The sequence below is a fragment of the Tardiphaga sp. genome (genome assembly GCF_044340795.1).
GTDB lineage: Bacteria > Pseudomonadota > Alphaproteobacteria > Rhizobiales > Xanthobacteraceae > Tardiphaga.
This window is the reverse complement of the sequence record NZ_JBIISY010000008.1, coordinates 1-25,405: the sequence shown is the minus strand read 5'-3', so window position 1 is coordinate 25,405 and position 25,405 is coordinate 1. Positions and strand designations below refer to the sequence as shown.

23 protein-coding genes are annotated in these 25,405 nt (G+C 62.9%); 17 read left to right on the top strand and 6 right to left on the bottom strand.

Annotated elements, in window-relative coordinates; all coding sequences use genetic code 11:
* The first annotated feature begins 29 nt into the window (after positions 1-29).
* Together ACIQ17_RS02465 and ACIQ17_RS02460 are read left to right on the top strand one after the other, a co-directional pair.
* Positions 30-782 carry a ribonuclease HII gene (locus ACIQ17_RS02465; protein WP_398465014.1) on the top strand — a complete coding sequence of 251 codons (753 nt, stop codon included), beginning with the start codon at positions 30-32 and terminating at the stop codon, positions 780-782.
* A gap of 80 nt (positions 783-862) precedes the next feature.
* Positions 863-2,371: a glycosyltransferase family 39 protein gene (locus tag ACIQ17_RS02460; RefSeq protein WP_398465012.1), complete on the top strand. Its 1,509-nt coding sequence runs from the start codon at positions 863-865 to the stop codon at positions 2,369-2,371.
* A 3-nt stretch (positions 2,372-2,374) separates the two neighbouring features.
* On the opposite strand, the gene ACIQ17_RS02455 is transcribed toward ACIQ17_RS02460, so the two are convergent.
* Positions 2,375-3,196: a uracil-DNA glycosylase family protein gene (locus tag ACIQ17_RS02455; protein ID WP_398465010.1), complete on the bottom strand. Its 822-nt coding sequence runs from the start codon at positions 3,194-3,196 to the stop codon at positions 2,375-2,377.
* Positions 3,197-3,350: 154 nt separating this feature from the next.
* Here ACIQ17_RS02455 and ACIQ17_RS02450 point away from each other — a divergent pair, with 154 nt between their 5' ends.
* The 3 genes from ACIQ17_RS02450 to ACIQ17_RS02440 all read left to right on the top strand — a co-directional run bounded on the left by ACIQ17_RS02450 (position 3,351) and on the right by ACIQ17_RS02440 (position 8,090).
* The gene (locus tag ACIQ17_RS02450) at positions 3,351-5,009 is read left to right on the top strand and encodes an electron transfer flavoprotein-ubiquinone oxidoreductase (RefSeq protein ID WP_398465008.1); all 1,659 of its coding nucleotides are present in this window, start codon (positions 3,351-3,353) and stop codon (positions 5,007-5,009) included.
* Between the two features lie 320 nt (positions 5,010-5,329).
* Complete coding sequence (locus ACIQ17_RS02445) at positions 5,330-7,156, top strand: tetratricopeptide repeat protein (protein WP_398465006.1); 1,827 nt, start codon at positions 5,330-5,332, stop codon at positions 7,154-7,156.
* 4 nt (positions 7,157-7,160) lie between these two features.
* Positions 7,161-8,090, top strand: a complete 930-nt coding sequence (locus tag ACIQ17_RS02440) for a 4-(cytidine 5'-diphospho)-2-C-methyl-D-erythritol kinase (protein WP_398465004.1) — start codon at positions 7,161-7,163, stop codon at positions 8,088-8,090.
* 165 nt (positions 8,091-8,255) lie between these two features.
* Here ACIQ17_RS02440 and ACIQ17_RS02435 read toward each other — a convergent pair whose 3' ends face one another.
* Positions 8,256-9,029, bottom strand: a complete 774-nt coding sequence (locus ACIQ17_RS02435; RefSeq protein ID WP_398465002.1) for an SDR family oxidoreductase — start codon at positions 9,027-9,029, stop codon at positions 8,256-8,258.
* Positions 9,030-9,165: 136 nt separating this feature from the next.
* On the opposite strand from ACIQ17_RS02435, the gene ACIQ17_RS02430 reads away from it, so the two are divergent.
* Positions 9,166-10,236 carry a tartrate dehydrogenase gene (locus tag ACIQ17_RS02430; protein ID WP_398465000.1) on the top strand — a complete coding sequence of 357 codons (1,071 nt, stop codon included), beginning with the start codon at positions 9,166-9,168 and terminating at the stop codon, positions 10,234-10,236.
* A gap of 119 nt (positions 10,237-10,355) precedes the next feature.
* Here ACIQ17_RS02430 and ACIQ17_RS02425 read toward each other — a convergent pair whose 3' ends face one another.
* From ACIQ17_RS02425 to ACIQ17_RS02415, 3 genes are read right to left on the bottom strand one after another with little or no spacing between them, the layout of a single operon-like run.
* Complete coding sequence (locus ACIQ17_RS02425; protein WP_398464998.1) at positions 10,356-11,264, bottom strand: NAD(P)-dependent oxidoreductase; 909 nt, start codon at positions 11,262-11,264, stop codon at positions 10,356-10,358.
* A 15-nt stretch (positions 11,265-11,279) separates the two neighbouring features.
* Positions 11,280-12,527, bottom strand: a complete 1,248-nt coding sequence (locus ACIQ17_RS02420; RefSeq protein ID WP_398464996.1) for a Zn-dependent hydrolase — start codon at positions 12,525-12,527, stop codon at positions 11,280-11,282.
* Positions 12,528-12,570: 43 nt separating this feature from the next.
* Positions 12,571-13,518, bottom strand: coding sequence for a LysR family transcriptional regulator (locus tag ACIQ17_RS02415; RefSeq protein ID WP_398464994.1), 948 nt, complete (start codon positions 13,516-13,518; stop codon positions 12,571-12,573).
* Between the two features lie 135 nt (positions 13,519-13,653).
* Between ACIQ17_RS02415 and ACIQ17_RS02410 the strand changes: the two genes are divergently transcribed.
* The 7 genes from ACIQ17_RS02410 (at position 13,654) to ACIQ17_RS02380 (ending at position 19,457) form a co-directional block, all read left to right on the top strand.
* Positions 13,654-14,472, top strand: coding sequence for a putative hydro-lyase (locus tag ACIQ17_RS02410; RefSeq protein WP_398464992.1), 819 nt, complete (start codon positions 13,654-13,656; stop codon positions 14,470-14,472).
* 82 nt (positions 14,473-14,554) lie between these two features.
* Positions 14,555-15,805 carry an ABC transporter substrate-binding protein gene (locus ACIQ17_RS02405; protein ID WP_398464990.1) on the top strand — a complete coding sequence of 417 codons (1,251 nt, stop codon included), beginning with the start codon at positions 14,555-14,557 and terminating at the stop codon, positions 15,803-15,805.
* Positions 15,806-15,943: 138 nt separating this feature from the next.
* Positions 15,944-16,822 (top strand): branched-chain amino acid ABC transporter permease, encoded by an 879-nt coding sequence (locus tag ACIQ17_RS02400; RefSeq protein ID WP_398464988.1) that lies wholly within the window; start codon positions 15,944-15,946, stop codon positions 16,820-16,822.
* Positions 16,822-17,805, top strand: coding sequence for a branched-chain amino acid ABC transporter permease (locus ACIQ17_RS02395; RefSeq protein ID WP_398464986.1), 984 nt, complete (start codon positions 16,822-16,824; stop codon positions 17,803-17,805). The genes ACIQ17_RS02400 and ACIQ17_RS02395 overlap by 1 nt, the downstream gene beginning before the upstream one ends.
* The gene (locus ACIQ17_RS02390) at positions 17,802-18,536 is read left to right on the top strand and encodes an ABC transporter ATP-binding protein (RefSeq protein ID WP_398464984.1); all 735 of its coding nucleotides are present in this window, start codon (positions 17,802-17,804) and stop codon (positions 18,534-18,536) included. The genes ACIQ17_RS02395 and ACIQ17_RS02390 overlap by 4 nt, the downstream gene beginning before the upstream one ends.
* The gene (locus tag ACIQ17_RS02385) at positions 18,520-19,224 is read left to right on the top strand and encodes an ABC transporter ATP-binding protein (protein ID WP_398465085.1); all 705 of its coding nucleotides are present in this window, start codon (positions 18,520-18,522) and stop codon (positions 19,222-19,224) included. The genes ACIQ17_RS02390 and ACIQ17_RS02385 overlap by 17 nt, the downstream gene beginning before the upstream one ends.
* A gap of 32 nt (positions 19,225-19,256) precedes the next feature.
* Entirely contained in the window at positions 19,257-19,457 is a 201-nt protein-coding gene (locus tag ACIQ17_RS02380) for a hypothetical protein (protein ID WP_398464982.1), read from the top strand.
* Between the two features lie 263 nt (positions 19,458-19,720).
* Here the strand turns inward: ACIQ17_RS02380 and ACIQ17_RS02375 are convergent, their stop codons facing one another.
* Positions 19,721-20,383, bottom strand: a complete 663-nt coding sequence (locus ACIQ17_RS02375) for an aldolase (protein WP_398464980.1) — start codon at positions 20,381-20,383, stop codon at positions 19,721-19,723.
* Positions 20,384-20,491: 108 nt separating this feature from the next.
* Between ACIQ17_RS02375 and ltnD the strand changes: the two genes are divergently transcribed.
* The 4 genes from ltnD to ACIQ17_RS02355 all read left to right on the top strand — a co-directional run.
* A complete protein-coding gene (gene ltnD, locus ACIQ17_RS02370; protein ID WP_398464978.1) occupies positions 20,492-21,409 on the top strand; it encodes an L-threonate dehydrogenase in 918 nt (305 codons plus the stop codon).
* 14 nt (positions 21,410-21,423) lie between these two features.
* The gene (gene otnI, locus ACIQ17_RS02365) at positions 21,424-22,206 is read left to right on the top strand and encodes a 2-oxo-tetronate isomerase (RefSeq protein WP_398464976.1); all 783 of its coding nucleotides are present in this window, start codon (positions 21,424-21,426) and stop codon (positions 22,204-22,206) included.
* Positions 22,203-23,480 carry a 3-oxo-tetronate kinase gene (otnK, locus tag ACIQ17_RS02360; RefSeq protein WP_398464974.1) on the top strand — a complete coding sequence of 426 codons (1,278 nt, stop codon included), beginning with the start codon at positions 22,203-22,205 and terminating at the stop codon, positions 23,478-23,480. The genes otnI and otnK overlap by 4 nt, the downstream gene beginning before the upstream one ends.
* Positions 23,481-23,793: 313 nt before the next feature.
* Positions 23,794-25,405 (top strand): efflux RND transporter permease subunit (locus tag ACIQ17_RS02355; protein ID WP_398464972.1); only part of this gene is annotated, 1,612 nt, incomplete at its 3' end.

Below are 25,405 nucleotides of genomic sequence, written 5' to 3'. Positions count from 1 at the left end.
AGCATGGGCGGGATGCGCACGATCCGCCCATGATTCGGGATTCAAAGAGCAAACCGGCCAAAGCATCGCCCAAGACGGCGGCTGCCAGGCCGCGCAAGCCGATCGTTGTCGGGCCCCCCAGCTTCAAGCGCGAGCGTGCGCTGTTGAAGCAGGGTATCTGGCCGGTGGCGGGCTGCGACGAGGCCGGCCGTGGACCACTCGCCGGCCCGGTGGTGGCTGCAGCGGTGATTCTCGATCCCAAGCGCATTCCCAAGGGCCTCGATGATTCCAAGAAGCTGACCGAGGCGAAGCGCGATGCGCTGTTCGAAGAAATCTGCGCGACGTCGTCTTTCGCTGTCGCCTATGCCTCGCCCGCCCGGATCGATCGTGACAACATCCTGCGCGCCTCGCTGTGGGCGCTGGCGCGCGCGGTTGCCTCGCTGCCCGAAGCGCCAAAGCACGTATTTGTCGATGGGCGCGACAGGATCGACACCGACGCCAACTGCGAAGCCGTGATCGGCGGCGATGCACTGGTACTGTCCATCGCCGCCGCCTCCATCATCGCAAAAGTCTCGCGCGACCGGCTGATGTGCCGGCTGGCCGAGCAATGCCCCGGCTACGGTTTCGAGGTCCATAAGGGCTATGGCGTGCCGCAGCATCTCAAGGCGCTCAACGAACTCGGCCCCAGCATCCATCACCGCAGCCTGTTCGCCCCGGTAGTCGCCGCACGCTTGCGCCGCGAAACCATCGTGATCGAGACCGAGACCGTCGAGGTGCAGGCGACCCTCGACCTTTCGGCCTGACCGGCCGCGCGGTTGCCTAAAGAGCCTACGCGCCGTATCACCTGTGAGCTTCTGTCATTCGCGGGCCGGTCCGGACGTTCATGCGCTTCACTTCCCTGATCGTCGAACTGATCCGCGCCCGGCCGCGGCTGGTGTTCTGGATCGTGGTGCTGTGTCAGGCGCTGCTCTGGCTGGTGGTGCCGCTGCTGCTCTATCGCGGCCCGCCCGGCGATCTCGCCACCGTGCTGGCCTATGGCCGGGAATATCAGGTCGGGACCGAATACGGCCCGCCGCTGGCCTATTGGCTGGCCGATATCGCCTTCCGCGCGGCCGGCAACCACATTTTCGGCGTCTATGTGCTGGCGCAGCTCTGCGCCGTGCTGATGTTTCGCGCGGTCTATCAACTCGGCCGCCATATCGTCGGCGGTCCGCAGGCGGTGATCGCCGTGCTGCTGACCATGACGGTCACGGCCTTCTCCACACCCGGCGTCGAGTTCGGCCCGCTGGTGCTGGCGCGTCCGCTCTGGGCCATGTTCCTGCTGCATGCATGGCTGGCCATCGGGCAGGGGCGTCGCAACGCGTGGTTCGCGCTGTCCATTGAAGCCGGTCTGCTGTTGCTGGTCACCCCGCAGGCCATGTGGCTGCTGCCGTTGCCCTTGCTGTTCGGCCTCGCCACCACGCGGGGCCGGCGCCATCTCGCCTCGCTTGATCCGTTCTTTGCGCTCGTCGTGATCGCCGTGCTGGCGCTGCCTTACGCCGTCTGGGTGATCCGCTCCGGCTTCACCGTGTTGCCGCCTCCGCCGGTGCTCACGGATCTTGTGGGCAAGGCCGAACAGTGGGGCATCCTTCTTGCCTGGCTGGTGGCGGCCACCGCCGGCGTGTTCGTGCTGACCGCCATGAACTGGCGCCGGCTCGTGCCTGACGGTGAAGACGCCCCGGTAATCTTTCGTCCGCCGGTCGATGTGACAGCCCGCGCCTATGTCTATTTCTTCGCGTTCGCGCCGACGTTGCTCGGCAGCCTGTTTGCCGCGCTCTATGGCCGCAGCAATGTCATCGGGGGCACCGGCATTGCGCTGGTGATGTCCGGTCTTGCGGTGGTGGTCGCCTCCGGCAATCTGATCACGCTGCGGCGCCAGCGTGTGCTGCGCAAGGTCTGGGCCGCGGCCATCGTGGCGCCGGCACTGGCGGTGCTCGTCAATGTCATCCTGTTTCCATGGGTCGATGGACCCGAGGATCGCACCGCATTGCCTGCGCGCGAGATCGGGCGTTTCTTCGGCGAGAATTTCGAGCGCCGCACCGGGCAGAAGCTTGTCGCCGTCACCGGCGATCAGCAGCTTGCTGCGCTGATCGGCATGGGCGCCGCGCGGCCGCATCTGCTGAACGACGCACAGCCCGAACGGACGCCATGGACCACGCAGGCGAAGTTCATGGAGACCGGTGGCGTCGTGATCTGGCGCGCTACCGACACGATTGGAACGCCACCGGCGGACCTCGTCGCGCGCTTTCCCGGCCTGGTGCCAGAGGTGCCGCGGGCGTTCGACCGGCTGATCAACGGCAGCCGCCCGGTGCTGCGGGTGGGTTGGGCGATCATTCGGCCCAAGGGTCCGTAATTCTTACTTCGCCGCTTCCAGCGCCTTGGCCACCGACCGCAGATCCATCCAGGTCAGCCGCTTGTAGGACGGCGAGCGCAGCAGATAGGCCGGGTGGAAGGTCGCGATTGCGCGAATTTTTCGCGATCCGGTGTCGTAGTCGACCCAGCGGCCGCGCGACTTCATGATGCCGTCGCGGGTCTGCAGCAGCGTCTGGGTCGAGGGATTGCCAAGTGTCACCAGGATATCCGGGTTCACCAGCTCGATCTGGCGCTGGATGAAGGGCAGGCAGATCTGCGTCTCCTGCGGCGTCGGCGTGCGGTTACCCGGCGGACGCCACGGGATGACATTGGCGATATAGGCCGTGGTGCGGTCGAGCCCGATCGCCTTCAGCATCAGGTCGAGCAGCTTGCCGGAGCGGCCGACGAAGGGCAGGCCCTCGATATCCTCGTCGCGGCCGGGAGCCTCGCCCACAAACATGATGCGGGCCTGCGGATTGCCGTCGGAAAACACCAGGCGCGTCGCCGTTCCCTTCAGCGCGCAGCCGTCAAAACTCTCCAGCATGCCGCGCAGAGCGTCCAGGGTAGGCGCGGTGCGCGCGGCCTCGCGGGCGGCAGCAACGGCCACATCGGGGGCCACTTCGGTCCTGGTGGGCGCCGGCCGCGGTGCCGGAGTTGGCATGCCAGTCAGCGGCGGGCGCTTCGGCGCGGCCTCTGCAGGCGGATGCAGGCCGATATCGTCGTCCAGCAGCCGGTTGACCGGCTCATCCATCAGCGCGCAATCGACCCCGGCCTCCAGATAGAAGGCGAGCAGCTGGGCAACGGTGGGGGCGGGTTCAGGCATCATGGCGATGTCCTCAGATATGCCAGCATCCGGCCGGGATCGCCACCCGTGGCAGTGCCCTCTGTGAATTTCGGTGGTTGTTCTTCCGTCAAAAATCGGAAACAACAGCCCTTAGAAGCGTTCTGAACGGGTTGGAAACGGGTCTGAGATCAAGATTATGAGCACTGAAGAACTTCCGCCGCGCGAGAGTATGGAATTCGACGTCGTCATCGTCGGCGCGGGACCGTCCGGCCTGTCGGCCGCGATCCGGCTGAAGCAGCTCAATGCGGACCTGTCCATTGTCGTGGTCGAGAAGGGTTCCGAAGTCGGTGCCCACATCCTGTCGGGCGCGGTGATCGATCCGGTCAATCTCGACAAGCTGATCCCCGATTGGCGCGAGGATGCGGACTGCCCGCTCAAGACCCAGGTCAAGGACGACCAGTTCATCCTGACCACCGAAACCGGCGGCATCAGCCTGCCGAATTTCATCAATCCACCGCTGATGAACAACCACCACTGCTACATCACCTCGCTCGGCATGGTGACGCGCTGGCTCGGCGCCAAGGCGGAAGCGCTCGGCGTCGAAATCTATCCGGGCTTTGCCGCGACCGAAACGCTGTATGACGACAATGGCGCGGTGCGCGGTATCGCCACCGGCGACATGGGCATCGGCCGCGACGGCAAGCCGAAGGACTCGTTCACCCGCGGCATGGAGCTGCTCGGCAAATACACGCTGTTCGCCGAAGGCGCGCGTGGTTCGCTGACCAAGCAGGTGATCGCCAAATTCGCGCTGGACAAGGATTGCGAGCCGCCGAAATTCGGTATCGGCCTCAAGGAAATCTGGCAGATCGATCCCGCCAAACACAAGAAGGGTCTGGTGCAGCACACGATGGGCTGGCCGCTCCCGGACAATGTCGGCGGCGGCTCGTTTCTCTACCACTATGACGACAATCTCGTGGCGGTCGGCTTCGTCGTTCATCTGAACTACGAAAATCCGTATCTCTATCCGTTCGAGGAATTCCAGCGGATGAAGACCCATCCGATGATCCGCGACACCTTCGTCGGCGCCAAGCGCCTGGCCTATGGTTCGCGCGCGATCACCGAAGGCGGCTATCAGTCAGTGCCGAAGCTGGTGTTCCCTGGCGGCGCGCTGATCGGCTGCGCTGCGGGCTTCGTCAATGTGCCGCGCATCAAGGGCGTGCATAACGCCATGGGCACCGGCATGCAGGCCGCCGAGCACGTTGCTGCCGCGCTCGCTGCCGGCCGCGCCAATGACGAGCTGACCGAATACGAGAATGGCTGGCGCAGCTCGTCCGTCGGTGCGGATCTCTACAAGGTCCGCAACGTCAAGCCGTTCCTGTCGAAATTCGGCAACCGCATCGGCATGCTGTTCGCCGGCTTCGACATGTGGTGCAACACGCTCGGCTTCTCGCTGTTCGGCACGCAGAAGCACGCCAAGCCCGATCGCAAGACGCTGAAGCCGGCGAAGGACTACAAGCCGATCCCGTATCCGAAGCCGGACGGCAAGATCACCTTCGATCGCCTGTCCTCGGTGTTCATGTCGAACACCAATCACGAGGAAGACCAGCCGATCCACCTGAAGGTCGCCGACATGGCGCTGCAGAAGTCATCGGAACACGACGTCTTCGCGGGCCCGTCGAACCGCTACTGCCCAGCGGGCGTGTATGAGTGGGTGGGTGAGGGCCAGGAGCCGCGCTTCCAGATCAATGCGCAGAACTGCGTCCACTGCAAAACCTGCGATATCAAGGACCCGAACGGCAACATCACCTGGGTGCCTCCGGAAGGCGGCGGCGGTCCGAATTACGAGGCGATGTAAGTCCGAATTCGCCAGAAGGCACAAAGTCGTGAGCGGGGCGTCGGTGATCGGCGCCCCGTATCGTTTGTAATGTCACGATCCCGCCACACTAAGCGCGTTTGCAGGCATATCCGGTGCATTCCGGTTGCCCGAACCCGACAGGCCCCCTTGGTGCATCTGCGCCCCCGATCCTTGCGAATACCCGCCAAAAGCGGCATTGTCGCACTGCGCTATGTTGCCGGGTCGGCAGCGCATCCGCGCCTGTTGCGCTTTTCTGATCGCGTTTGTGCCCGAACTTCCGCCCACGATTGCCCAATGATCCTCGGAGCTAGGCGAACTTGATGTTGTCCTCCCGTTTCAACCGCTTGACGCTCGCTGCAGCCACGCTCGCCGTTCTGGCGCTGCCCGCGCAGTCCTTCGCCCAGACGCCGGATCATCTCGCCGATAATTCGGCGACCTTCCCGACGGCGAAGGACTTGCGGCAGATGACGACGGCCGGCAGCTATCTCGCCGCGCGTCATGCCAGTGTGGAACGCGATGCGACCTCGGCTGCGGCGTTTTACCGCTCCGCGCTGCGCACCGATCCGAAGAATAACGAACTGCTCGATCGCGCCTTCATCTCATCGCTCGCCGACGGCGATATCGACGAGGCGGTGAAGCTCGCCGAGCGCATCCTGATCATCGACAAGTCGAATCGCGTAGCCCGCCTCGTGGTCGGCGTGCGCGATCTCAAGTCGAAGAAATACGCGGCGGCGCAGACCAACATCAATCAGTCGGTGCGCGGTCCGATCACCGATCTGGTGGCGACCTTGCTCGGCGCCTGGGCGAGCTACGGCGCCGGCGACACCAAGGCCGCCATCTCCAATATCGACAAGCTGGCCGGTCCCGAATGGTATCCGATCTTCAAGGACCTGCATGCCGGCCTGATCTACGACCTCGCAGGCAAGCAGAAGGACGCCGGCACGCGTTATGAACGCGCCTTCAAGCTCGACGACAGCGCGCTGCGCGTGGTCGATGCCTATGGCCGCTGGACGTCGCGCAACAAGGACGACGCTGCCGCGCTGGCCGTCTATGAGACCTTCAACAAGAAGCTGGCTCGCCATCCGCTGGTGCTGGAAGGCATCCGCGAGACCAAGGCTGGCAAGAAGCTGCCGGCGCTGGTGGACAGCCCGCAGGCCGGTGCGTCCGAGGCGCTGTATGGCATCGGCGCTTCGCTGACCCGTCGCGGCGGCGAAGACCTCGCGCTGGTCTATCTGCAGCTCGCTCTGTATCTCAAGCCGGACCACTCGCTGGCGCTGCTGTCTCTCGCGGATCTCTATGAGTCCGTGAAGAAGCCGAAGATGGCCATCAAGGTCTATGAGCGCATGCCGGCGAATTCGGCGCTGAAGCGCAATGCGATGATCCAGCAGGCGACCAATCTCGACGCCGCCGATCGCAGCGACGAGGGCATCAAGATCCTGAAGGACGTTACCACCAGCGATCCGAAGGATCTCGAAGCCATCATGGCGCTCGGCAATATCGAGCGCGGCCGCAAGAAATTCGCTGATTGTGCCGAGACATACACCAAGGGCATCGATGTCGTTGCGGCCAATCAGGACAAGCCGAACTGGGTCTATTTCTATTTCCGCGGCATCTGCCTCGAGCGCTCCAAGCAGTGGGCCAAGGCTGAAGTCGACATGAAGAAGGCGCTCGAACTGCAGCCGGAACAGCCGCATGTGCTGAACTATCTCGGCTATTCCTGGATCGATCAGGGCATCAATCTCGACGACGCCATGAAGATGATCAAGCGCGCGGTCGAGCAGCGTCCGGATGACGGCTACATCGTCGACTCGCTCGGCTGGGCCTATTACCGCATCGGCAATTACGAGGACGCCACCAAGCATCTCGAACGTGCCATCGATCTGAAGCCGGAAGATCCGACCATCAACGACCATCTCGGCGATGCCTATTGGCGCGTCGGCCGCAAGCTGGAAGCACGCTTCCAGTGGCAGCACGCAAAGGACCTGAAGCCGGAAGCCGAAGAGCTGCCGAAGATCGAGGCCAAGATGCAGAAATGCGTGCCCGATGGTGGTGAGAAGCCGGAAGGCTGCTCATTGAACGAAACAGCGCCGGCGGCGGCTTCGGCCGACAAGCCGGAGGCGAAGAAAGACAACGACAAAGGCGGCTAGGCGTATGACGGGGGCATCGGCGGGCGTTGGGCAGCCTGCTCGGGAAGATAGCTCTTCCCTGGAAGACAGTGCGCGCGCGAAGGTCAATCTGACCTTGCGCGTCATCGGGCGGCGAGCCGACGGCTATCACGATCTGGAAAGCGTCGTGGTGTTCGCCGATTGCGCCGACAGGCTGACCTTTCAGCCCGGTGGCGATCTCGCACTGACCGCGACGGGACCACGCGCGGCGGAATGCGGCGACAGCGCCGATAATCTGGTCATCAAGGCGGCAAGGCTGCTCGGTGAGCAGGTCGAGGGCCTGTCCTTTGGCACCTTCGCGCTCGACAAGCATCTGCCCGTGGCTGCCGGCATCGGTGGCGGTTCGGCAGATGCAGCGGCGGCGCTCCGCCTTCTGGTGCGTGCCAACAATCTCGAACTCGACGATCCCCGCGTGATGGATGTGGCGCGTCTGACCGGCGCCGATGTGCCGGTCTGCGTGCAGTCGCATGCCTGCGTGATGACGGGGGTGGGCGAAAACCTGCTGCAGCTCAGCTTGCCGCGGCTGCCTTGCGTGTTGGTCAATCCGCGTGTGCCGGTGGCGACCAAGGATGTGTTTCAGGAACTCGGCCTGAAGAACGGCCAGCTCCGCGTCGGCGTCACCGATGTGTTGAAGACGCGCTCATGGCCGGCGGAAGGCGCATCGGTCGAGGACTGGATTGCGGCCGTGAGCGCCGGCACCAACGATCTCGAAGCGCCTGCGCTGAAGGTCGAGCCGATCATTGGCGATGTGCTGGCCGCGCTCGGCGCTGCTGAAGGCGTTCGCCTGACCCGTATGTCCGGCTCGGGCGCGACATGCTTTGCACTGTTCGACAATGACACCGATGCGCAGCGCGCCGCCCATGCGATCCAGCTCGCGCATCCGCTGTGGTGGGTGCATGCGGGTGCGCTGAGCTGACTCCCCTGTCATCCCGGCGAACGCCGGGATCCATACCCGCCGTAGCGCTGGCTAAAACGCCGTCGTCGTAGCCGATGTCGTCTCAATTATATTGCGGGAGGCTATGGGTCCCGGCGTTCGCCGGGACGACATCGAGTTTCGACGCTGGCTTCTGTGCGATTCCGCCTACCAGCCCGCGCTCCATCCGCCATCCACCGTGTAGATCACGCCGGACGTGTAGCCGGCGCGATCCGAGGCGAGAAAGGCCATCAGGTCGGCGATCTCGCGCGGCTTGGCGGCGCGGCCGAGCGGGAAGTTCTTCTCCAATTCGCGATAGCGGTTCTCGTCACCCAGTTGCGCCTTGGCCTGCGCCTGCATCCGCGTGACATAGCGATCGGTCGCCACCGGACCGGGATTGATGCCGACCACGCGGATATTGTCCTTCAGGCTCTTGCCGCCGAGCGCGCGGGTGAAGGCCATCAGTGCCGCATTGCCGGCGCTGCCACAGATGTAGTTGGCGTCGAACTTTTCACCGGCCGCGCCGATATCATTGACGATGACGCCGCCGCCGCGCGCTTTCATCTGCGCATAGACCAGCCGTGTCAGATTGATGAAGCCGAACACTTTCAGCTCCCAGGCATGCCGCCAGGTTGGCTCGTCCACCTTGTCCAGCGTGCCACCGGGAATGTCGCCGGCATTGTTGACGAGAATGTCGATATCGCTGGAGGCCGCCGCCAGGGCGGCAAGATCCTCGGCCTTGCGCAAATCGGTGGGATGGATGGATACGTCGATCTGATGGCGCGACCGCAGGCTGTCGGCCAGCGCCTGCATCTTCTCCACATTGCGGGCGGCGAGACGGACATGGGCGCCTTCCTCGGCAAAAGCCTCCGCCGCAGCCGCGCCAATCCCCTTGGAGGCGCCGGTGATCAGGACGCGCTTGCCGCGCAGGTGAAGATCCATGGACGGGCTCCGGCTCGGAATGACATTCGAATTATTCTGCCGCACCAATTGCGGTCAACATTGCACTGCAGCGTTGATCGCGCGCCGGCTTTGGTCCAAACCTGCCGGCAATCCAATCTGGCGAAGGAAACCTCACGTGAGCAAAGAATATCGGATTGCAGTCATCCCCGGCGACGGCATCGGCAAGGAAGTGATGCCGGAGGGCCTGCGCGTGCTCGAGGCGGTGGCCAAGAAACACCGCGTGAAGGTGAAATTCGATCACTACGACTTCTCGTCCTACGACTATTACGAGAAGCACGGCCAGATGATGCCGGACGACTGGAAGGCCCAGATCGGCCAGCATGACGCCATCTATTTCGGCGCCGTCGGCCTGCCGGCCAAAATTCCGGATCACATCTCGCTGTGGGGCTCGCTGATCAAGTTCCGCCGCGAATTCGATCAGTATGTGAACCTGCGTCCCGTGCGCCTGATGCCCGGCGTGCCGTGCCCGCTGGTCGGCCGCAAGCCGGGCGACATCGATTTCTGGGTGGTGCGTGAAAATACCGAAGGCGAATATTCGGCCGTCGGCGGCCGCAGCTTCCCGGATACGGATCGCGAATTCGTCACCCAGCAGACGGTGATGACCCGCACCGGTGTCGATCGCATTCTGAAATTCGCGTTCGATCTCGCCCAGTCGCGGCCGAAGAAGCACCTGACCTCGGCGACCAAGTCCAACGGCATCGCGATCACCATGCCGTATTGGGACGAGCGCGTGAAGGCGATGGGCGAGAACTATCCCGATGTGAAGTGGGACCAGTACCACATCGACATTCTCACCGCGCATTTCGTCATGAACCCCGATCGCTTCGACGTGGTGGTGGCGTCCAATCTGTTCGGCGACATCCTGTCGGATCTGGGTCCTGCCTGCACCGGGACGATCGGCATCGCGCCGTCGGGCAATATCAATCCGGCCGGTGATTTTCCGTCGGTGTTCGAGCCGGTGCATGGTTCGGCGCCGGATATCGCGGGGCAGGGCATTGCCAACCCGATCGGCATGATCTGGTCCGGCGCGATGATGCTGGAGCATCTCGGCGAGAAGGAAGCGGCCGACTCCATCGTCAAGGCGATCGAGCGCACGCTGGCGGAACGCACGCTGCGGACGCGTGACCTTGGCGGTCAGGCGGATACGACGGCCTGCGGCAAGGCCGTGGCGGAGATGATCGAGTAAGAGCTTTACCCCACGTCATGGCCGGGCTTGACCCGGCCATCCAGCTTTGCACCAAGCTCTCAAGTGGATGCCCGGGTCAAGCCCGGGCACGACAACTGAGAGAGCAGCGATTGCGGCGTCTACCCCGCAATCCTTCTGCAATGCTTCCACGCCGCATCGATCAGATTGATGCTCGCCTCCGGCGTCCGGAAGGCGGAGTGCGATGACAGCGTCACATTCCGGATCGTCGTCAGAACATGGCCGGCCGGCAGTGGCTCGATCTCGAACACGTCGAGACCGGCATGGCGCAGATGGCCGGAGCGCAGCGCCTCGATCATCGCGTCCTGATCGACGATGGCGCCGCGCGCGGTGTTGATCAGGATGGCGCCCTTCTTCATCTGGCCGATGCGCTCGCGGGTGATCATGCCGCGGGTCTCGTCATTGAGCAGCAGATGAATCGAGATCACGTCGCTCTTCGCCAGCACCGTCTCCATGTCGGTGAATTCGACGCCGGGATGGCTCTTCGGCGAACGATTCCAGGCCAGCACCTTCATGCCCGAGCCGAGCGTGATGCGGGCGACCTCGGCAGCGATGCCGCCGAAGCCGATCAGGCCGATGGTCTTGCCGGTCAGTTCCATGCCTTCGTCACGCAGCCAGTTGCCGGCCCGCATTTCACGATCCTGCTCGGCAAGACCGCGCGCGGCGGCCCACATATGCGCGATGGCGCATTCGGCGACAGCAGTGTCGCCATAGCCGCGGATCAGATGCACCTCGATGCCGAGCCCAGCGAGCTCCTCGATATGCATGTAGCTCCGCGCGCCGGTGCCGAGGAAGACGATATGCTTCAGGCCGGTGCACTGCTTCGCCACATCGGTCGGCACATAGGTGTGATCGACGATGGCGATCTCGGCGCCGTCCAGCACTTTTGGCAGGTCGGCCGACTTGATGTCCTCATCACGATTGATCTTGATCGCGATGTCACCCGGTTGGGCCAGACGTTCGAGAATTTTCGCCAGTTCGTCACTGGCATCGACGAATACGCCGCGCATGGATGGTCCCCCGGACTACTTCGACGAAACGCCGGCGAGCGCCAGCACGGTGTGCATCAGGACATTGGCGCCGGCGGCGCAGTCGTCCCGAGTCGAGCTTTCCAGCTCGTTATGGCTGATGCCGTCCTTGCTCGGGATGAAGACCATCGCGGTCGGCATGATGTTGTTGAGGTTGCAGGCATCGTGGCCGGCGCCGGAGGTGATGCGGCGGTGCGAGTAACCCAATGACTCCGCGGCGCTCTCGACGGCGCTGACGAACTCCTTGTTGAAGTGCGTCGGCGGCTTGTGCCAGACTTTGTCGAAGGCGACCTCCACCTTGCGCTTGGCCGCAATCGCCGTGATGGCCTCGCGTACACCCTTTTCGATGGCCTCCAGCTTGCCTTCATCGGCACTACGCAGGTCCATGGTGAACGCGATCTCGCCCGGGATGACGTTGCGTGACGGATTGGCGATCACGGCTTCGCCGATGGTGCCCAGCGCGCCGATCTCGGTCACCACGCGTTCGGTGGCCAGCACGATCTCAGACAGCGTGCCCAGCGCATCCTTGCGCAGCGGCATCGGGGTCGAGCCGGCATGGCTCTCGAAGCCGGTGATCTTGCCATCGAACCACAGCACGCCCTGGCCGGCTTCGACCACGCCGATGGTCTTGCCTTCGGCTTCGAGGATCGGACCTTGTTCGATATGCAGCTCGACGAAGCCGGAGAATTTCTGCGTGCCGACGGCGACATCGCCGCGATAACCGATGGAGTCGAGCGCCTCGCCCACTGTCACTCCGGCGATGTCCTTGCGCGACAGAATATCGTCGGTGGTGAAATCGCCGACATAGGCCGCCGAGGCCATCATGGCCGGCGCAAAGCGCGAGCCTTCCTCATTGGTCCAGTTGGCGATGCAGATCGGTGTTTCGGTCTCGATCCCCGCATCGTTCAGCGTGCGTACCATTTCCAGCGCGCCGAGCACGCCCAGAATGCCGTCGAACTTGCCGCCGGTTGGCTGGGTGTCGAGATGCGAGCCAATGCCGATCGGCGGCTTCGACATGTCGCGTCCCTTGCGTAGCGCGAACATTGAGCCGAGCGCATCGACCTTCACTTCGAGCCCGGCATCCTCGCACGCCTTGCGAAACCAGTCGCGCACCTGCTTGTCTTCGGGCCCGAGTGTCAGGCGACGAACGCCGCCCTTCGCGGTGCCACCGAATTTCGCCGTCTCGTTGATCGCGTCCCAGAGCCGCGCGGAATTGATCTTGAGATTGTCGCCGAGCTTGGTCATGCCGTCCGTCCTGGGAGTTTCGCGTGGTGGAATGTGGTGTGTTTCAATGACCCGCCGTCGCCAGCGCGTCAACCAAGGGGCTGATATGCGGCGCCGTGCATGATGCCGCACTCTCTTGTGCGAGCTGCGCGGCGAGGCTTGCGACCAGTTCGATGGCCACCGTATCGGGTGAGGCGAGCCAGCTCGCTGCGAAGGTGAGCGGCTGGATCGGCACATTGGTGTCGAGCAACTGCAACCGTCCGTCCGCGAGTTCGTTCTGCACGATCGCCGTCGGGATCACCGCGATCCCCAGACCTTCGATCGCCATATGGATCACGGTGGCGAGCGAAGCGCTGGCATGCAGCCGGATGGGCGGCAGCGAAGGCCGGTTGAAAAGCGAGCGCACGATCTCATAGGGACGCGTCTTGCGCGGGAAGGTGATGATCGGATGCTTAGCCAGATCCTCGACCGACAGTGTCTCGCTGCCAAGCCCGAGGGACGGGCTGGCGAGGAAGCCGATCTGATAGTCGCATAGTACCTTGTTCTGCACGTCCGATGCGGCGAGCGGCCCGACGACGAAAGCCAGTTCGATCTCCTGAGCGAGAAGACGTGCGCGCAGATTTGGCGTGATATCGACCTCGATCTCCAGTGAAAGGTTCGGATAGGCCTCGTTCACCTGCTTGATCAGCTTCGACAGCCAAGTGTGCACGATGGTCTCGGCAACACCCAGCCGCAACACCCCGCGCATGGCCGAGCGGTCGCCCATGGCGGCCATCATCTCCGAGCGCAGCCCGATCAGCTTCTCCGCATAGACAAGCATCTGCCGGCCTGCGGGGGTCGGAGAGGCGACACGTCGATCGCGCTGCAACAGGCGGACGCCGACTTCATGTTCGAGCTGCGCGATGCGTTGCGAAATGGCGGGTTGGGTCGTGTGGAGCTTTTGCGCTGCACCGCGAAAGCTGCCGAGATTGACCACCCAGAGGAACGTCTCCAGCGCCTTGAAGTCTGCCATCTCGCTGTGTCGTCCCTTTAGATAAATTCGATTTATGGGAGGCGATCAGAAAACACGATTAGACATTATCCTAGCGCTGTGTCCCACTAAGTCGAGGTCAAAACTCAGGCAAGGCGAATATTCAGGCAGGGTGCTATGAGCAATCTGGCGAAGCGTGATCTTGACGAAGCGGACGCCGGCGACCAGCCAAGTGCAGTTGCCCGGCGCGCATATCGGGCCGGCAAATATGCCAGCACCGCGGGCGTCGCACCCGGCTATGTGCAGGGCAATCTGGTGATCCTGCCGGAAGCCCAGGCTTCCGCATTCCACCGCTTCTGCCAGCTCAATCCAAAACCGTGCCCGATCATCGGCATGTCCGATCCCGGCGATCCCCGTATTCCCGCGCTCGGTCTCGATCTCGATATCCGCACTGACATTCCGCAATACGTCGTCTGGAAGGATGGCGAGGCGATCGATCGTCCGGCTGAGGTGAGCAAATACTGGCGCGATGATCTCGTGTCCTTCGTGATCGGCTGCTCATATTCCTTTGAAGAGCCGATGATGGCTGAGGACCTGCCGATCCGTCACATCGAGCAAGATACGCTGGTGCCGATGTATCGCACCAATATTGCCTGCAAATCCGCAGGTCCCTTTGCCGGTCCGATGGTCGTGTCCATGCGTCCGCTGAAGCCGGCCGATGCGATCCGCGCCGTGCAAATCACCTCGCGCTTTCCGTCCGTGCATGGCGCGCCGGTGCATCTCGGCCTGCCGCAGTCGATCGGTATCAAGGATATCAGTAAGCCCGACTACGGTGATGCAGTGCACATCAATGATGACGAGATCCCGGTGTTCTGGGCGTGCGGAGTCACGCCGCAGGCCGTCATCGCAGCCGCGAAAGTGCCGTTTGCGATCACGCATGCGCCGGGCGTGATGCTCATCACCGACCTCAAGAATAAGCAACTCGCTGTTTTATAAGAAGCAGCTTGCCGATCTTTCGGGCTTTACCGTAACCTCGATTAGTTCCTATCGATAGTCGCCGATCACAAAGGACGCTGACATGCCGATTTCTCGCCGAGACGTTTTGCTTGGAGGCGCTGCCTCTGCCGCGCTGCTTCCGCTTGCGACGCCGGTGCGCGCGCAAGCCAAGGAAGTCGTGATCGGCGTGATCTATCCCTTGTCCGGTGCCAGCGCGCAGATCGGCGTCGATGCGCAGCGCGCATTCGAGACGGCGGCTGACATCGTCAACAAGAACTACGATTTCGATCTGCCGATGGCGAAGGGCGAGGGCTTTACCGGCCTTGGCGGCGCCAAGCTGCGCCTTGTTTTTGCCGACCATCAGGCCGATCCGCAGAAGGGCCGCGCCGAAGCCGAGCGCCTGATCACGCAGGAAAAGGTCTCGGCCATTGTCGGCACCTATCAGAGCGCTGTCGCCGTCACTGTCAGCCAGATCTGCGAGCGCTATCAGATCCCGTTCCTGTCTGCCGACAACTCGTCGCCCAGCCTGCACCGTCGTGGCCTGAAATATTACTTCCGCGCTGCGCCGCATGACGAAATGTTCTCGACCGCGATGTTCGACTTCTTCGATGCGCTGAAGAAGAAGGGCCAGAAGATCGAGACGCTCGCGCTGTTCCACGAAGACACCATCTTCGGCACCGACTCCGCCAATGCGCAGCTCAAGCTGGCTAGCGAGCGCGGCTACAAGATCGTGGCCGACATCAAGTATCGCGCCAATTCGCCGTCGCTTACGGCCGAAGTGCAGCAGCTCAAGGCGGCCAATGCCGACGTGCTGATGCCGTCGAGCTACACCACCGATGGCATTCTGCTCATCAAGACCATGGGTGAGCTCGGCTACAAGGCCAAGAACATCGTTGCCCAGGACGCCGGCTTCTCCGAAAAGGCGCTGTATGATGCCGTCGGTGACAAGATCCCGGGTGTGATCTCGCGCGGCTCGTTCTCCATCGATCTCGCCGCCAAGCGTCCGATGGTCGGCAAGATCAACGACATGTTCAAGGAGAAGTCCGGCAAGGACTTCAACGACTATTCGTCGCGCCAGTTCATGGGCCTGATCGTCATGGCGGATGCCATCAACCGCGCGAAGTCCACGGACGGCGAGAAGATCCGCGAGGCGCTGGTCGCCACCGACATGCCGGGCGAAAGCACGATCATGCCTTGGGCGAAGGTGAAGTTCGACGAGATGGGCCAGAACAACAATGCCGATCCGGTGCTGCTGCAATATACCGGCGGCAAGTTCGTCACCATCTTCCCGCCGCAGGCCGCGGTGGCGGATGCGATCTGGCCGATGCCGTAAGGTCTGTCGTCCCGGCGAACGCCGGGACCCATAACCTCCGACGAACTGATCTAACGCCAGCCTCACCGTCATCAAGCACTACGATGACGGTGGTTATGGATCCCGGCTTTCGCCGGGATGACATGAGAGGATTGCTTCGTGACCGCCGCGACCATCATCCAGAGCCTTGCCAGCGGATTGCTGATGGGGCTGCTTTACGGCTTGCTCGCCGTCGGCCTCGCGCTGATCTTCGGCCTGATGGACGTCACCAACTTCGCCCATGGCGAATTCCTGATGTTGGCGATGTATCTCACCTTCTTCCTCTTCATGTTCTGGGCGGTCGATCCCTTGCTGTCGATCCCCATCGTCGCCGCCGGCATGTTCGTGTTCGGTGCGGTGATCTATCTGATCATCATCCGCTTCGCGATGCGGGCCAAAGCCAATATCGGCATGGTGCAGATCTTCGCGACCTTTGGCCTTGCCATCCTGATGCGCGGCCTCGCGCAGTATTTCTTCACACCTGACTATCGCAGCATCCCGGCCTCGATGCTCGGCGGCAAGACCATCTCGTTCTTCGGCGTCTTCCTGCCGGTGCCGCAACTGGTCGGTGCGCTGATCTCCATTGCCGCCTTCGGCGCGCTGTACTTCTTCATGAAGAAGACCGACTTCGGTCGCGCGCTGGAAGCCACACGTGAGGATGCCGGCGCCGTGGCGCTGGTCGGCATCGACAAGAACAAGGTGTTCGCTCTTGGCTGGGGCCTCGGCTCGGCGCTGATCGGCCTTGCCGGCGGCGTGATGGCGATCTTCTTCTACATCTATCCAGATGTCGGCGCGTCCTTCGCGCTGATCGCTTATGTCACCGTGGCACTCGGCGGTTTCGGCAGCGTGTTCGGCGCGTTCGCGGGCGGCATCATCGTCGGTCTTGTCGAGGCGACCACGGCGATGATCCTGCCGCCCTCGCTGAAGTCGGTCGGCATCTATGCCGTCTATCTCCTCGTCGTCTTCATTCGGCCGCGCGGCCTGTTCGGATCGATCTGATGGACAGCTTTACCCAACGCCGCCGCCGCGACCTCATTCTTGCCGCGTTCCTCGCCGCCATCGCCGCCTGCGTGCCGTTCTTCGTCAAGGACGTCTATGTGCAGAACATCATGGTGCTGACCCTGATGTATGCGGCGCTGTCGCAGGCCTGGAACATCCTCAGCGGCTATTGCGGCCAGATTTCTCTCGGCCATGCGCTGTATTTCGGCCTCGGTGCCTATACGACCGCGCTGCTGTTCACCAAATTCGGTGTGCTGCCCTGGTTCGGCATGCTGGCCGGCGGCGCGATCTCCTCGGTGATCGCATTGGCGCTCGGCTATCCCACCTTCCGCCTGCGTGGCCATTACTTCGTCATCGCCACCATCGTGATCGCCGAAATCGGCTTCCTGCTGTTCCACAACTGGGAATGGGCCGGCGCCGCGCTCGGCATCGACATCCCCGTGCGTGGTGACAGCTGGGCCAAATTCCAGTTCACGCGCAGCAAGCTGCCCTTCTATTACTTCGCGCTGGTGTTTTGCTGTGTCGCCTGGCTGATCACCTGGTGGCTGGAAGATTCGAAATGGGGCTTCTGGTGGCGCGCGGTGAAGGACAATCCCGATGCGGCAGAGAGCCTCGGAGTGGTCGTGTTCAATTCCAAGATGGGCGCTGCGGCGGTCTCCGCCTTTCTCACCGCCATCGGCGGCGCGTTCTACGCGCAGTTCGTCTCCTATATCGATCCCGAAAGCGTCATGACCTTCCAGTTCTCGCTGCTGATGGCGCTGCCTGCGGTGCTCGGCGGCATCGGTACGCTGTGGGGACCGGTGCTGGGTGCGGTCATCCTGATCCCGATGACCGAGCTCACGCGCTCCTTCATTGGCGGCTCCGGCCGCGGCGTGGATCTCATCCTCTATGGCGCGGTCATCGTGCTGATCTCGCTGGCGCGGCCGGATGGCCTGATCGGCCTGTTCTCGCGCCGCCCGGCCTCGAAAGGAGTGCCGCAATGAGTGCGCCTCTGTTGGAAACGCGTGGCGTCTGGCAGCGCTTTGGCGGCCTGGTCGCCAACAGCGATGTGTCGATCTCCGTCGGTGCCGGCGAGATCGTCGGCCTGATCGGCCCCAACGGCGCCGGCAAGTCGACACTGTTCAACCTGATCGCCGGTGTGCTGCCGCCCACCCAGGGCTCGATCTGGTTCGATGGCAAGGACGTCACCCGCATGCCCGCCGCCGAGCGCTGTGCGCTCGGCATCGCGCGCACCTTCCAGGTGGTGAAAAGCTTCGAGACCATGACAGTCATCGACAATGTCATCGTCGGCGCACTGATTCGGAACGACAAGATGAAGGATGCGCGCCGCAAGGCACATGAGGTGCTCGAATTCTGTGGCCTCGCACCGCGCGCCGACAAGCTCGCGCGGGAGCTCATCCCCTCCGAGAAGCGCCGACTCGAAGTCGCCCGTGCGCTCGCCACCGAGCCGAAGCTGCTCATGCTCGACGAATGCCTCACCGGCCTCACGCCGCTGGAGGCGCAATCCGGCGTCGCACTGGTGCGAAAAGTCCGCGAGACCGGAGTTACCGTGCTGATGGTGGAGCACGTCATGGAGATCGTGATGCCGCTGGTCGATCGCGCCATCGTGCTCAATCTCGGCAAGAAGCTTGTCGAGGGCAAACCCGCGGATGTCGTCCGGCATCCAGAAGTCATCAGTGCATATCTCGGGGATCGCCATGCTGTCGGTGCGTGACGTCACCACCGCCTATCAGGGGCTGGTCGCCATCTCGGACGTCACCATCGACGTCGCCAAGGGCGAGGTCGTCGCTGTCTGCGGCGCCAATGGGGCTGGCAAGTCGACACTGATCAAATCCATCGCCGGCGCCGAGCGCCCGCGCTCGGGGACGGTTACTTTCGATGGCCAGCAGATCAACGGCATGGCGCAGCATCTGATCACCGCGCGCGGCATCGCCTATGTACCGGAGAACCGCCGTCTGTTTCCGCGGTTGTCGGTCGAGGACAATCTCAAGCTCGGCAGCTACATGTATCGCAGCCAGGCGGATCGCGAAAAGCCGCTGGAATTCGTGTTCGAGCTGTTTCCGCGTCTCTCCGAGCGCCTCGAACAGCGCGCCGAAACCTTGTCCGGCGGCGAGCAGCAGATGCTGGCCATCAGCCGCGCGCTGATGACACGGCCGCGGCTGCTGATGCTCGACGAGCCCTCGCAAGGCATCATGCCGAAGCTCGTGGACGAGATCTTCCAGGCCGTGAAGAAGATCCGCGACACGGGCATGACGGTGCTGATCGTCGAGCAGCGCATGGCCGAAGTGCTGGAGATCGCCGACCGCGCCTATATCCTGCAGACCGGTCGCGTGCTGATGCAGGGCAAGGCGTCGGAGATCGCGACCAATCCCGATGTCAGGAAGGCGTATCTGGGGCTGTAGGCCGCAAGGCGCCGTTGTGCTAGGTTGCCGGCATGTCAAAGGTCGAGGACATCGAGAAAGCTGTCGAAAGCCTGCCGCCGGCAGAGTTGGCGAAGTTTCGCGCCTGGTTCGAAGCGTTCGATGCAGCAGAATTCGATCGAAAGATCGCGGAGGACGCCGAGGCTGGTCGGCTTGACCGTTTGGCCGATGAGGCTTTGAAAGAGCAACGTACAGGACGATCTCGCGAGTTATGAAGCATCATGCGAGTCCGGATTTCTGGGCCGCATACCGACAACTGACTCGACACGTCCAGCTACTGGCAGACAAGAACTTTGCCTTGGTAAAAGTCGACCCGAAGCATCCCTCTTTGTATCTCAAGAAAGTAGGCCGCTTCATATCCGTTGGTGTCGGGCGAAATCATCGTGCTCTCGCCATGCCCGTTGAGGATGGTTTGCTATGGTTCTGGATCGGAACTCACGCGACCTATGATAAACTGCTAAAATAGCGGAGGGCACGATCAGTGATCGTGCCCGTGCTCCGGCAGCGTCAGACCGAAAGTCTTCACCAGATCACTCACCTGCTCCGGCGACAGATGCCTTGGATTGAGCCCGCGCAATAGCAGATACAGCTTTGCCGTCTCCTCCAGCTCCTCCATCGCATAGACCGCGGCCTCCAGGCTGTCGCCCGCCACCACGGGGCCGTGATTGGCGAGCAGCACGGATGAATATTTCCCGGCCAATCCCTTGATTGCATCCGCCACGGCGGGGTCGCCCGGACGATAATATGGCACCAGCGCGGTCGCGCCGCATTTCATCATGTAATACGGCGTCATCGGCGGCAGCACCGCACGCGGATTGACCTCGGGCAGCATCGATACTGCCACCGAATGGGTCGAATGCAGATGCACGATCGCCTGTGCCGTGCCGCGCGTTTCATACAGCGCCGTATGCAGCGGCACTTCCTTGGTCGGCTTGTCGCCGGAGATGAGCCGACCCTGCGCATCCAGCCGCGAGAGTTTCGCGGGATCGAGCCAGCCGAGTGAGGCATTGGTGGGCGTCACCAGCCAGCCGCCGTCGGCACAGCGGACGCTGATATTGCCGGACGAGCCCGGCGTCAGCCCGCGCTCGAACAGCGAGCGACCGAGCCGGCAAATGTCGTCACGCAACTGTGTGTCGTTCATGATGTTCCTCGCCACGGCTTTGTCCCATGCTTTCGCAGGATGGCCAAGCCGTGTTACCGAAAGGACAAGGCCGCGCCAGCCGGCTCATGAGGAACTGAGGAAGTCGCCATGTCATCTGCATCTGAAAAGCCGCGTGTGGCCGTTATCGGTCTGGGATCGATGGGCTACGGCATGGCCCTGTCGCTGAAGAAGGCGGGTTTTGCCGTGGTCGGCTGCGATGTCGCGGCCGAGGCTGTCGCCCGCTTCGTGAAGGATGGCGGCGAGGGTGCCAGTTCGCCGGCCGCGGCGGCCCAGAATGCCGACATCGTCGTGAGCGTCGTCGTGAATGGCGCGCAGACCGCCAGCATTCTGTTCGGCACCGATGGCGTCGCGGAGACGCTGCCGAAGGGCGCGGTCTTCGTGTCCTCGGCCACCATGGATCCCGATGTCGCCCGCCGTCTGGCCGGCGAACTCGAGGCCACCGGCCGCCATTATCTGGATGCGCCGATCTCCGGCGGTGCGCAGCGTGCGGCGCAGGGCGAACTCACGATCCTTGCCTCCGGTAGCGCTGCCGCCTTCGCCAAGGCGCGCCCCGCTCTCGATGCCATGTCGGCAAAGCTCTATGAACTCGGCGATGCTGCCGGGCAGGGCGCCGCCTTCAAGATGATCAACCAGCTCCTCGCCGGCGTGCATATCGCTGCGGCCTCCGAGGCGATCAGCTTTGCGGCCAGGCAGGGGCTCGACATCCGCAAGGTCTATGAGGTCATCACCGCCTCGGCCGGCAATTCCTGGATGTTCGAGAACCGCATGCCGCATGTGCTCGATGGCGATTACACGCCGCGCAGCGCGGTCGATATCTTCGTCAAGGACCTCGGCATCATCCAGGACATGGCGCGCACCGCAAAATTCCCCGTGCCGGTGTCAGCTGCGGCGTTGCAGATGTTCCTGATGACATCCGCTGCCGGCATGGGCCGCGACGACGATGCGTCGGTGGCGCGCATGTATGCGCAGGTGACCGGGACGACGCTCCCGGGCGAGACCAAGTAAGTCGGAGACGATCAATGCCCCGTTTCGCCGCCAATCTCAGCATGATGTTCAACGAACACCCGTTTCTCGATCGCTTCGATGCCGCTGCCAATGCCGGCTTCACCGCTGTCGAATTCCTCTTCCCCTATGAGCACAAGCCCGAAGACGTTGCCCTCCGCCTGAAGCGCAATGGCCTGAAGCAGGTGCTGTTCAACCTCCCGCCCGGCGACTGGAATGCAGGCGAAAAAGGCTTTGCCGCGCGCCCGGACAAATTCGACGATCTGCGCCAGAGCCTGCACACGGCCTTGCCCTATGCCGAGGCCACCGGCGTGCGCCGGTTGCACATGATGGCGGGCATTGCCGATCGCAACGATCCCGCCGCCGTCGATGCCTTCAAGAAATCGGTCGAATGGGCGGCGGATTTTCTCGGTGATCACGGCATCGACGTGGTCATCGAGCCGATCAATGGCCGCGACGTGCCCGGCTATTTCCTCAACGACTTCATGTTCGCCCGCGACATCATCAATGAACTCGCCATTCCCAATCTCGGCCTGCAGTTCGACATCTATCACTGCCAGATCCTGCACGGCGACGTCACCATGCGGCTGCGCGAGATGATGCCACTGATCGGGCATATCCAGATCGCCAGCGTGCCCTCGCGCAACGAGCCCGCGGGCGAAGAGCTGAACTATCCGTTCCTGTTCGCCGAGCTAGATCGTCTCGGCTATGAAAACTATGTCGGCTGCGAATATCGTCCCGCCGGCGACACCGTCGCTGGCCTCGATTGGTTCAAGCCCTATGCGGGAGTGAAAGTATGACGCTCGCACTGGGCTGCATCGCCGACGACTACACCGGCGCTTCGGATCTTGCCAATACGCTGACCCGCAACGGCCTGCGCACCGTACAGACCATCGGCATTCCAGCCGACGATCTCAAGCTGCCCGATGTGGATGCCGTCGTGGTGTCGCTGAAGAGCCGCTCGATCGAGGCGGGTGCGGCCGTGGAGAAGTCGCGCGCAGCGGACAAGTGGCTTCGCGGTCGCGGCGCATCCCACGTGCTGTTCAAGATCTGCTCCACTTTCGACTCCACCGACAAGGGCAATATCGGCCCGGTCATGGACGCCCTGCGCAGTGACGCCGGTGATCATCTCGTGCTGGTTACCCCCGCTTTTCCGGAGACCGGGCGCACGGTCTATCAGGGCAATCTGTTTGTCGGCGCGGTTCCGTTGAATGAGAGTCCGCTGAAGGACCATCCGCTCAATCCAATGCACGATTCCAATCTCGTGCGCGTGCTGGCGCGGCAGAGCGAGACCAATATCGGGCTGGTTGATCTGGGTATCGTTGCCAGCGGTGCGGATGTCGTGCGTTCGCATCTCGATGGTTTGTCGGAAAACGGTTTTGGTGCGGCCATTGTCGATGCCGTATTCGCAAAGGACCTTGAAACCATCGGCGCTGTTGCGCTCGATCATCGCGTGTCAGTCGGCGCGTCCGGCCTGGGTCTCGGCCTTGCGCGTGGGCTCGTGGCCTCTGGCCGCGTGAAGGCCGACAGCGCCACCTCGCTGACAGAGAAGCCGGTTGGCGGAACTGCGGCATGTCTCGCCGGAAGCTGCTCGCAGGCGACCCTGCAGCAGATCGCAAAGGCCGAACAAGCCATGCCTGTGCTGCATCTCGATCCTGACAAGGTCGTCGCCGGCAAGGAGGAGGTGAAGCGCGCCATCGCCTGGGCGAAGGAACATCTCGGCAAGGGTCCGATCCTGATCGCCAGCAGTTCGACGCCGGATCAGGTGGCGCAGCTGCAGAAGCGGCACGGTCGCGACGCGGCTGGCCACGCCATCGAGCAGGCCATGGCCGATCTCGCTGAAGCGCTGGTCGGCGCCGGTGTCCGGCGTCTGGTCGTGGCCGGCGGCGAGACATCGGGTGCGGTGGTCGACAGACTAGGCATTCCCGGTTTCCTCGTCGGCGCCGAAATCGCGGCCGGCGTTCCGGTGCTGCGCGCCGTGGGCGCGGCGCAGGGTGACATGGTGCTAGCGCTCAAATCCGGCAATTTCGGCGGACCGGATTTCTTCGCCGACGCCCTCAAGCTGATGCCGTAGCAGTCGGCTTTTTGCGCCTATGTAACGAGCGGAGGGCTGCCGGAATGGGCAGGCTTCTGCTACTCTCTCATGCATTACAAATCGTTCATCTTTATTCAGTGGTGACAGCGTTGTGACGAGCGCGAAAACCTCGTCTTTTTAAGTATAAAACTGTTGTCCTGGCGCCACGCCGCGCGCTCAAACGATTAACAATAGCGGCGAAGTGAAGGCCCATCAGCCTTCGTTGCATAGCTAAACCGCTGAAGTTGAGCTAAATCATCCCGCCGGAATTACGCTGCACCGCAGCAGCGTGCGGCCTGGAGACCGTCGATACATGATCGCGTTGGTGCGCATTGCTCTGACCAGGCCCTACACATTCGTGGTGTTGGCCTTGCTGCTGCTGATCGTCGGCCCGCTCGCTGCACTGCGCACTCCCACGGACATCTTCCCGGAAATCCGCATTCCGGTCATCGGCGTGGTCTGGTCCTACACCGGCCTGCCGCCGGACCAGATGGCCGGCCGCATCACCACGCCGTTCCAGCGCTCGCTGACGACGACAGTGAACGACATCGAGCATATCGTCGCCAATTCCTATAACGGCTTCGGCATCGTCAAGATCTTCTTCCAGCCGAATGTCGACATCCGCACCGCCAACGCACAGGTTACCGCGATCTCGCAGACGTTGCTGAGGCAGCTGCCGCCTGGCGCGACGCCGCCGCTGATCATGAACTATTCGGCCTCCACGGTGCCGATCATCAACGTGGCGCTCTCCGGCGACGGCCTCAACGAGCAGCAACTGCAGGATATCGGCTTCAACCAGCTGCGCACCTCGCTGGTGACGGTGCCCGGCGCCGCGATTCCGTTCCCGTTCGGCGGCAAGCAGCGTCAGGTGACGATCGATCTCAATCCCGGTGCGTTGCAGGCGCGCGGGCTGTCGGGACAGGATGTCGCCAATGCGCTGGCGGCGCAGAACCTGATCACGCCGGTCGGCTCGCAGAAGATCGGTCAGTTCGAATACACCATCAACCTCAACAACTCGCCGCTGAAGATCGAGGAACTGGCCAATCTGCCGATCCGGCAGGTCAATGGCGCCATGGTCTATGTGGGCGACGTCGCCACGGTGCGCGACGGCAACTCGCCGCAGACCAATATCGTCCATGTGGATGGCAACCGCTCGGTGCTGATGCAGGTGCTGAAGGCCGGCTCGGTCTCCACGCTCGACATCATTTCCGGCCTGAAGAAGAAAATCGAGGAGGTACGGCCCGCGCTGCCGGACGCACTGAAGATCGCCTATATCGGCGACCAGTCGATGTTCGTTGCCGGCGCGATCTCGGGCGTGGCGCATGAAGGTGTCATCGCGGCCGCGCTGACTTCGGTGATGATCCTGCTGTTCCTCGGCAGCTGGCGCTCGACGGTGATCATCGCGGTGTCGATCCCGCTCGCGGTGCTCGGCGCCATCATCATGCTGTCGCTGTTCGGCGAGACGCTGAACATCATGACGCTGGGCGGCCTGGCGCTCGCGGTCGGCATTCTCGTCGACGACGCCACGGTCACCATCGAGAACATCAATTACCATCTCGAACAGGGCAAGGATGTCGAGACATCCATCATGGATGGCGCGGCGCAGATCGTGACGCCGGCCTTCGTCTCGCTGCTCTGTATCTGTATCGTCTTTGTGCCGATGTTCTTCCTCAACGGCATCGCCAAGTTCCTGTTCGTGCCGATGGCCATGGCCGTGATGTTCGCCATGATCTGGTCGTTCATCCTGTCGCGCACCCTGGTGCCGACCATGGCCATGTATCTGCTCAAGCCGCATGTGCATCACGAGGGCGAGAAGCCGCCGACACGCAATCCGCTGGTCAAGTTCCAGCGCGGCTTCGAGAGCCGGTTCGAGAAATTCCGCGCCGGCTATCACAGCCTGCTCGATCTCGCCTTGGCGCGTCGCC

Excerpts from the sequence above, each read along its gene's own strand:
- ACIQ17_RS02455 (WP_398465010.1), bottom strand. The coding sequence starts at position 3,196 with ATGATGCCTGAACCCGCCCCCACCGTTGCCCAGCTGCTCGCCTTCTAT.
- ACIQ17_RS02465 (WP_398465014.1), top strand. The coding sequence starts at position 30 with ATGATTCGGGATTCAAAGAGCAAACCGGCCAAAGCATCGCCCAAGACG.
- ACIQ17_RS02405 (WP_398464990.1), top strand. The coding sequence starts at position 14,555 with ATGCCGATTTCTCGCCGAGACGTTTTGCTTGGAGGCGCTGCCTCTGCC.
- ACIQ17_RS02435 (WP_398465002.1), bottom strand. The coding sequence starts at position 9,029 with ATGGATCTTCACCTGCGCGGCAAGCGCGTCCTGATCACCGGCGCCTCC.
- ACIQ17_RS02425 (WP_398464998.1), bottom strand. The coding sequence starts at position 11,264 with ATGCGCGGCGTATTCGTCGATGCCAGTGACGAACTGGCGAAAATTCTC.
- ACIQ17_RS02420 (WP_398464996.1), bottom strand. The coding sequence starts at position 12,527 with ATGACCAAGCTCGGCGACAATCTCAAGATCAATTCCGCGCGGCTCTGG.
- ACIQ17_RS02460 (WP_398465012.1), top strand. The coding sequence starts at position 863 with ATGCGCTTCACTTCCCTGATCGTCGAACTGATCCGCGCCCGGCCGCGG.
- ltnD (WP_398464978.1), top strand. The coding sequence starts at position 20,492 with ATGTCATCTGCATCTGAAAAGCCGCGTGTGGCCGTTATCGGTCTGGGA.
- ACIQ17_RS02395 (WP_398464986.1), top strand. The coding sequence starts at position 16,822 with ATGGACAGCTTTACCCAACGCCGCCGCCGCGACCTCATTCTTGCCGCG.
- ACIQ17_RS02440 (WP_398465004.1), top strand. The coding sequence starts at position 7,161 with ATGACGGGGGCATCGGCGGGCGTTGGGCAGCCTGCTCGGGAAGATAGC.
- otnI (WP_398464976.1), top strand. The coding sequence starts at position 21,424 with ATGCCCCGTTTCGCCGCCAATCTCAGCATGATGTTCAACGAACACCCG.
- ACIQ17_RS02380 (WP_398464982.1), top strand. The coding sequence starts at position 19,257 with ATGTCAAAGGTCGAGGACATCGAGAAAGCTGTCGAAAGCCTGCCGCCG.
- ACIQ17_RS02415 (WP_398464994.1), bottom strand. The coding sequence starts at position 13,518 with ATGGCAGACTTCAAGGCGCTGGAGACGTTCCTCTGGGTGGTCAATCTC.
- ACIQ17_RS02375 (WP_398464980.1), bottom strand. The coding sequence starts at position 20,383 with ATGAACGACACACAGTTGCGTGACGACATTTGCCGGCTCGGTCGCTCG.
- ACIQ17_RS02445 (WP_398465006.1), top strand. The coding sequence starts at position 5,330 with ATGTTGTCCTCCCGTTTCAACCGCTTGACGCTCGCTGCAGCCACGCTC.
- ACIQ17_RS02385 (WP_398465085.1), top strand. The coding sequence starts at position 18,520 with ATGCTGTCGGTGCGTGACGTCACCACCGCCTATCAGGGGCTGGTCGCC.
- ACIQ17_RS02410 (WP_398464992.1), top strand. The coding sequence starts at position 13,654 with ATGAGCAATCTGGCGAAGCGTGATCTTGACGAAGCGGACGCCGGCGAC.
- ACIQ17_RS02450 (WP_398465008.1), top strand. The coding sequence starts at position 3,351 with ATGAGCACTGAAGAACTTCCGCCGCGCGAGAGTATGGAATTCGACGTC.
- otnK (WP_398464974.1), top strand. The coding sequence starts at position 22,203 with ATGACGCTCGCACTGGGCTGCATCGCCGACGACTACACCGGCGCTTCG.
- ACIQ17_RS02390 (WP_398464984.1), top strand. The coding sequence starts at position 17,802 with ATGAGTGCGCCTCTGTTGGAAACGCGTGGCGTCTGGCAGCGCTTTGGC.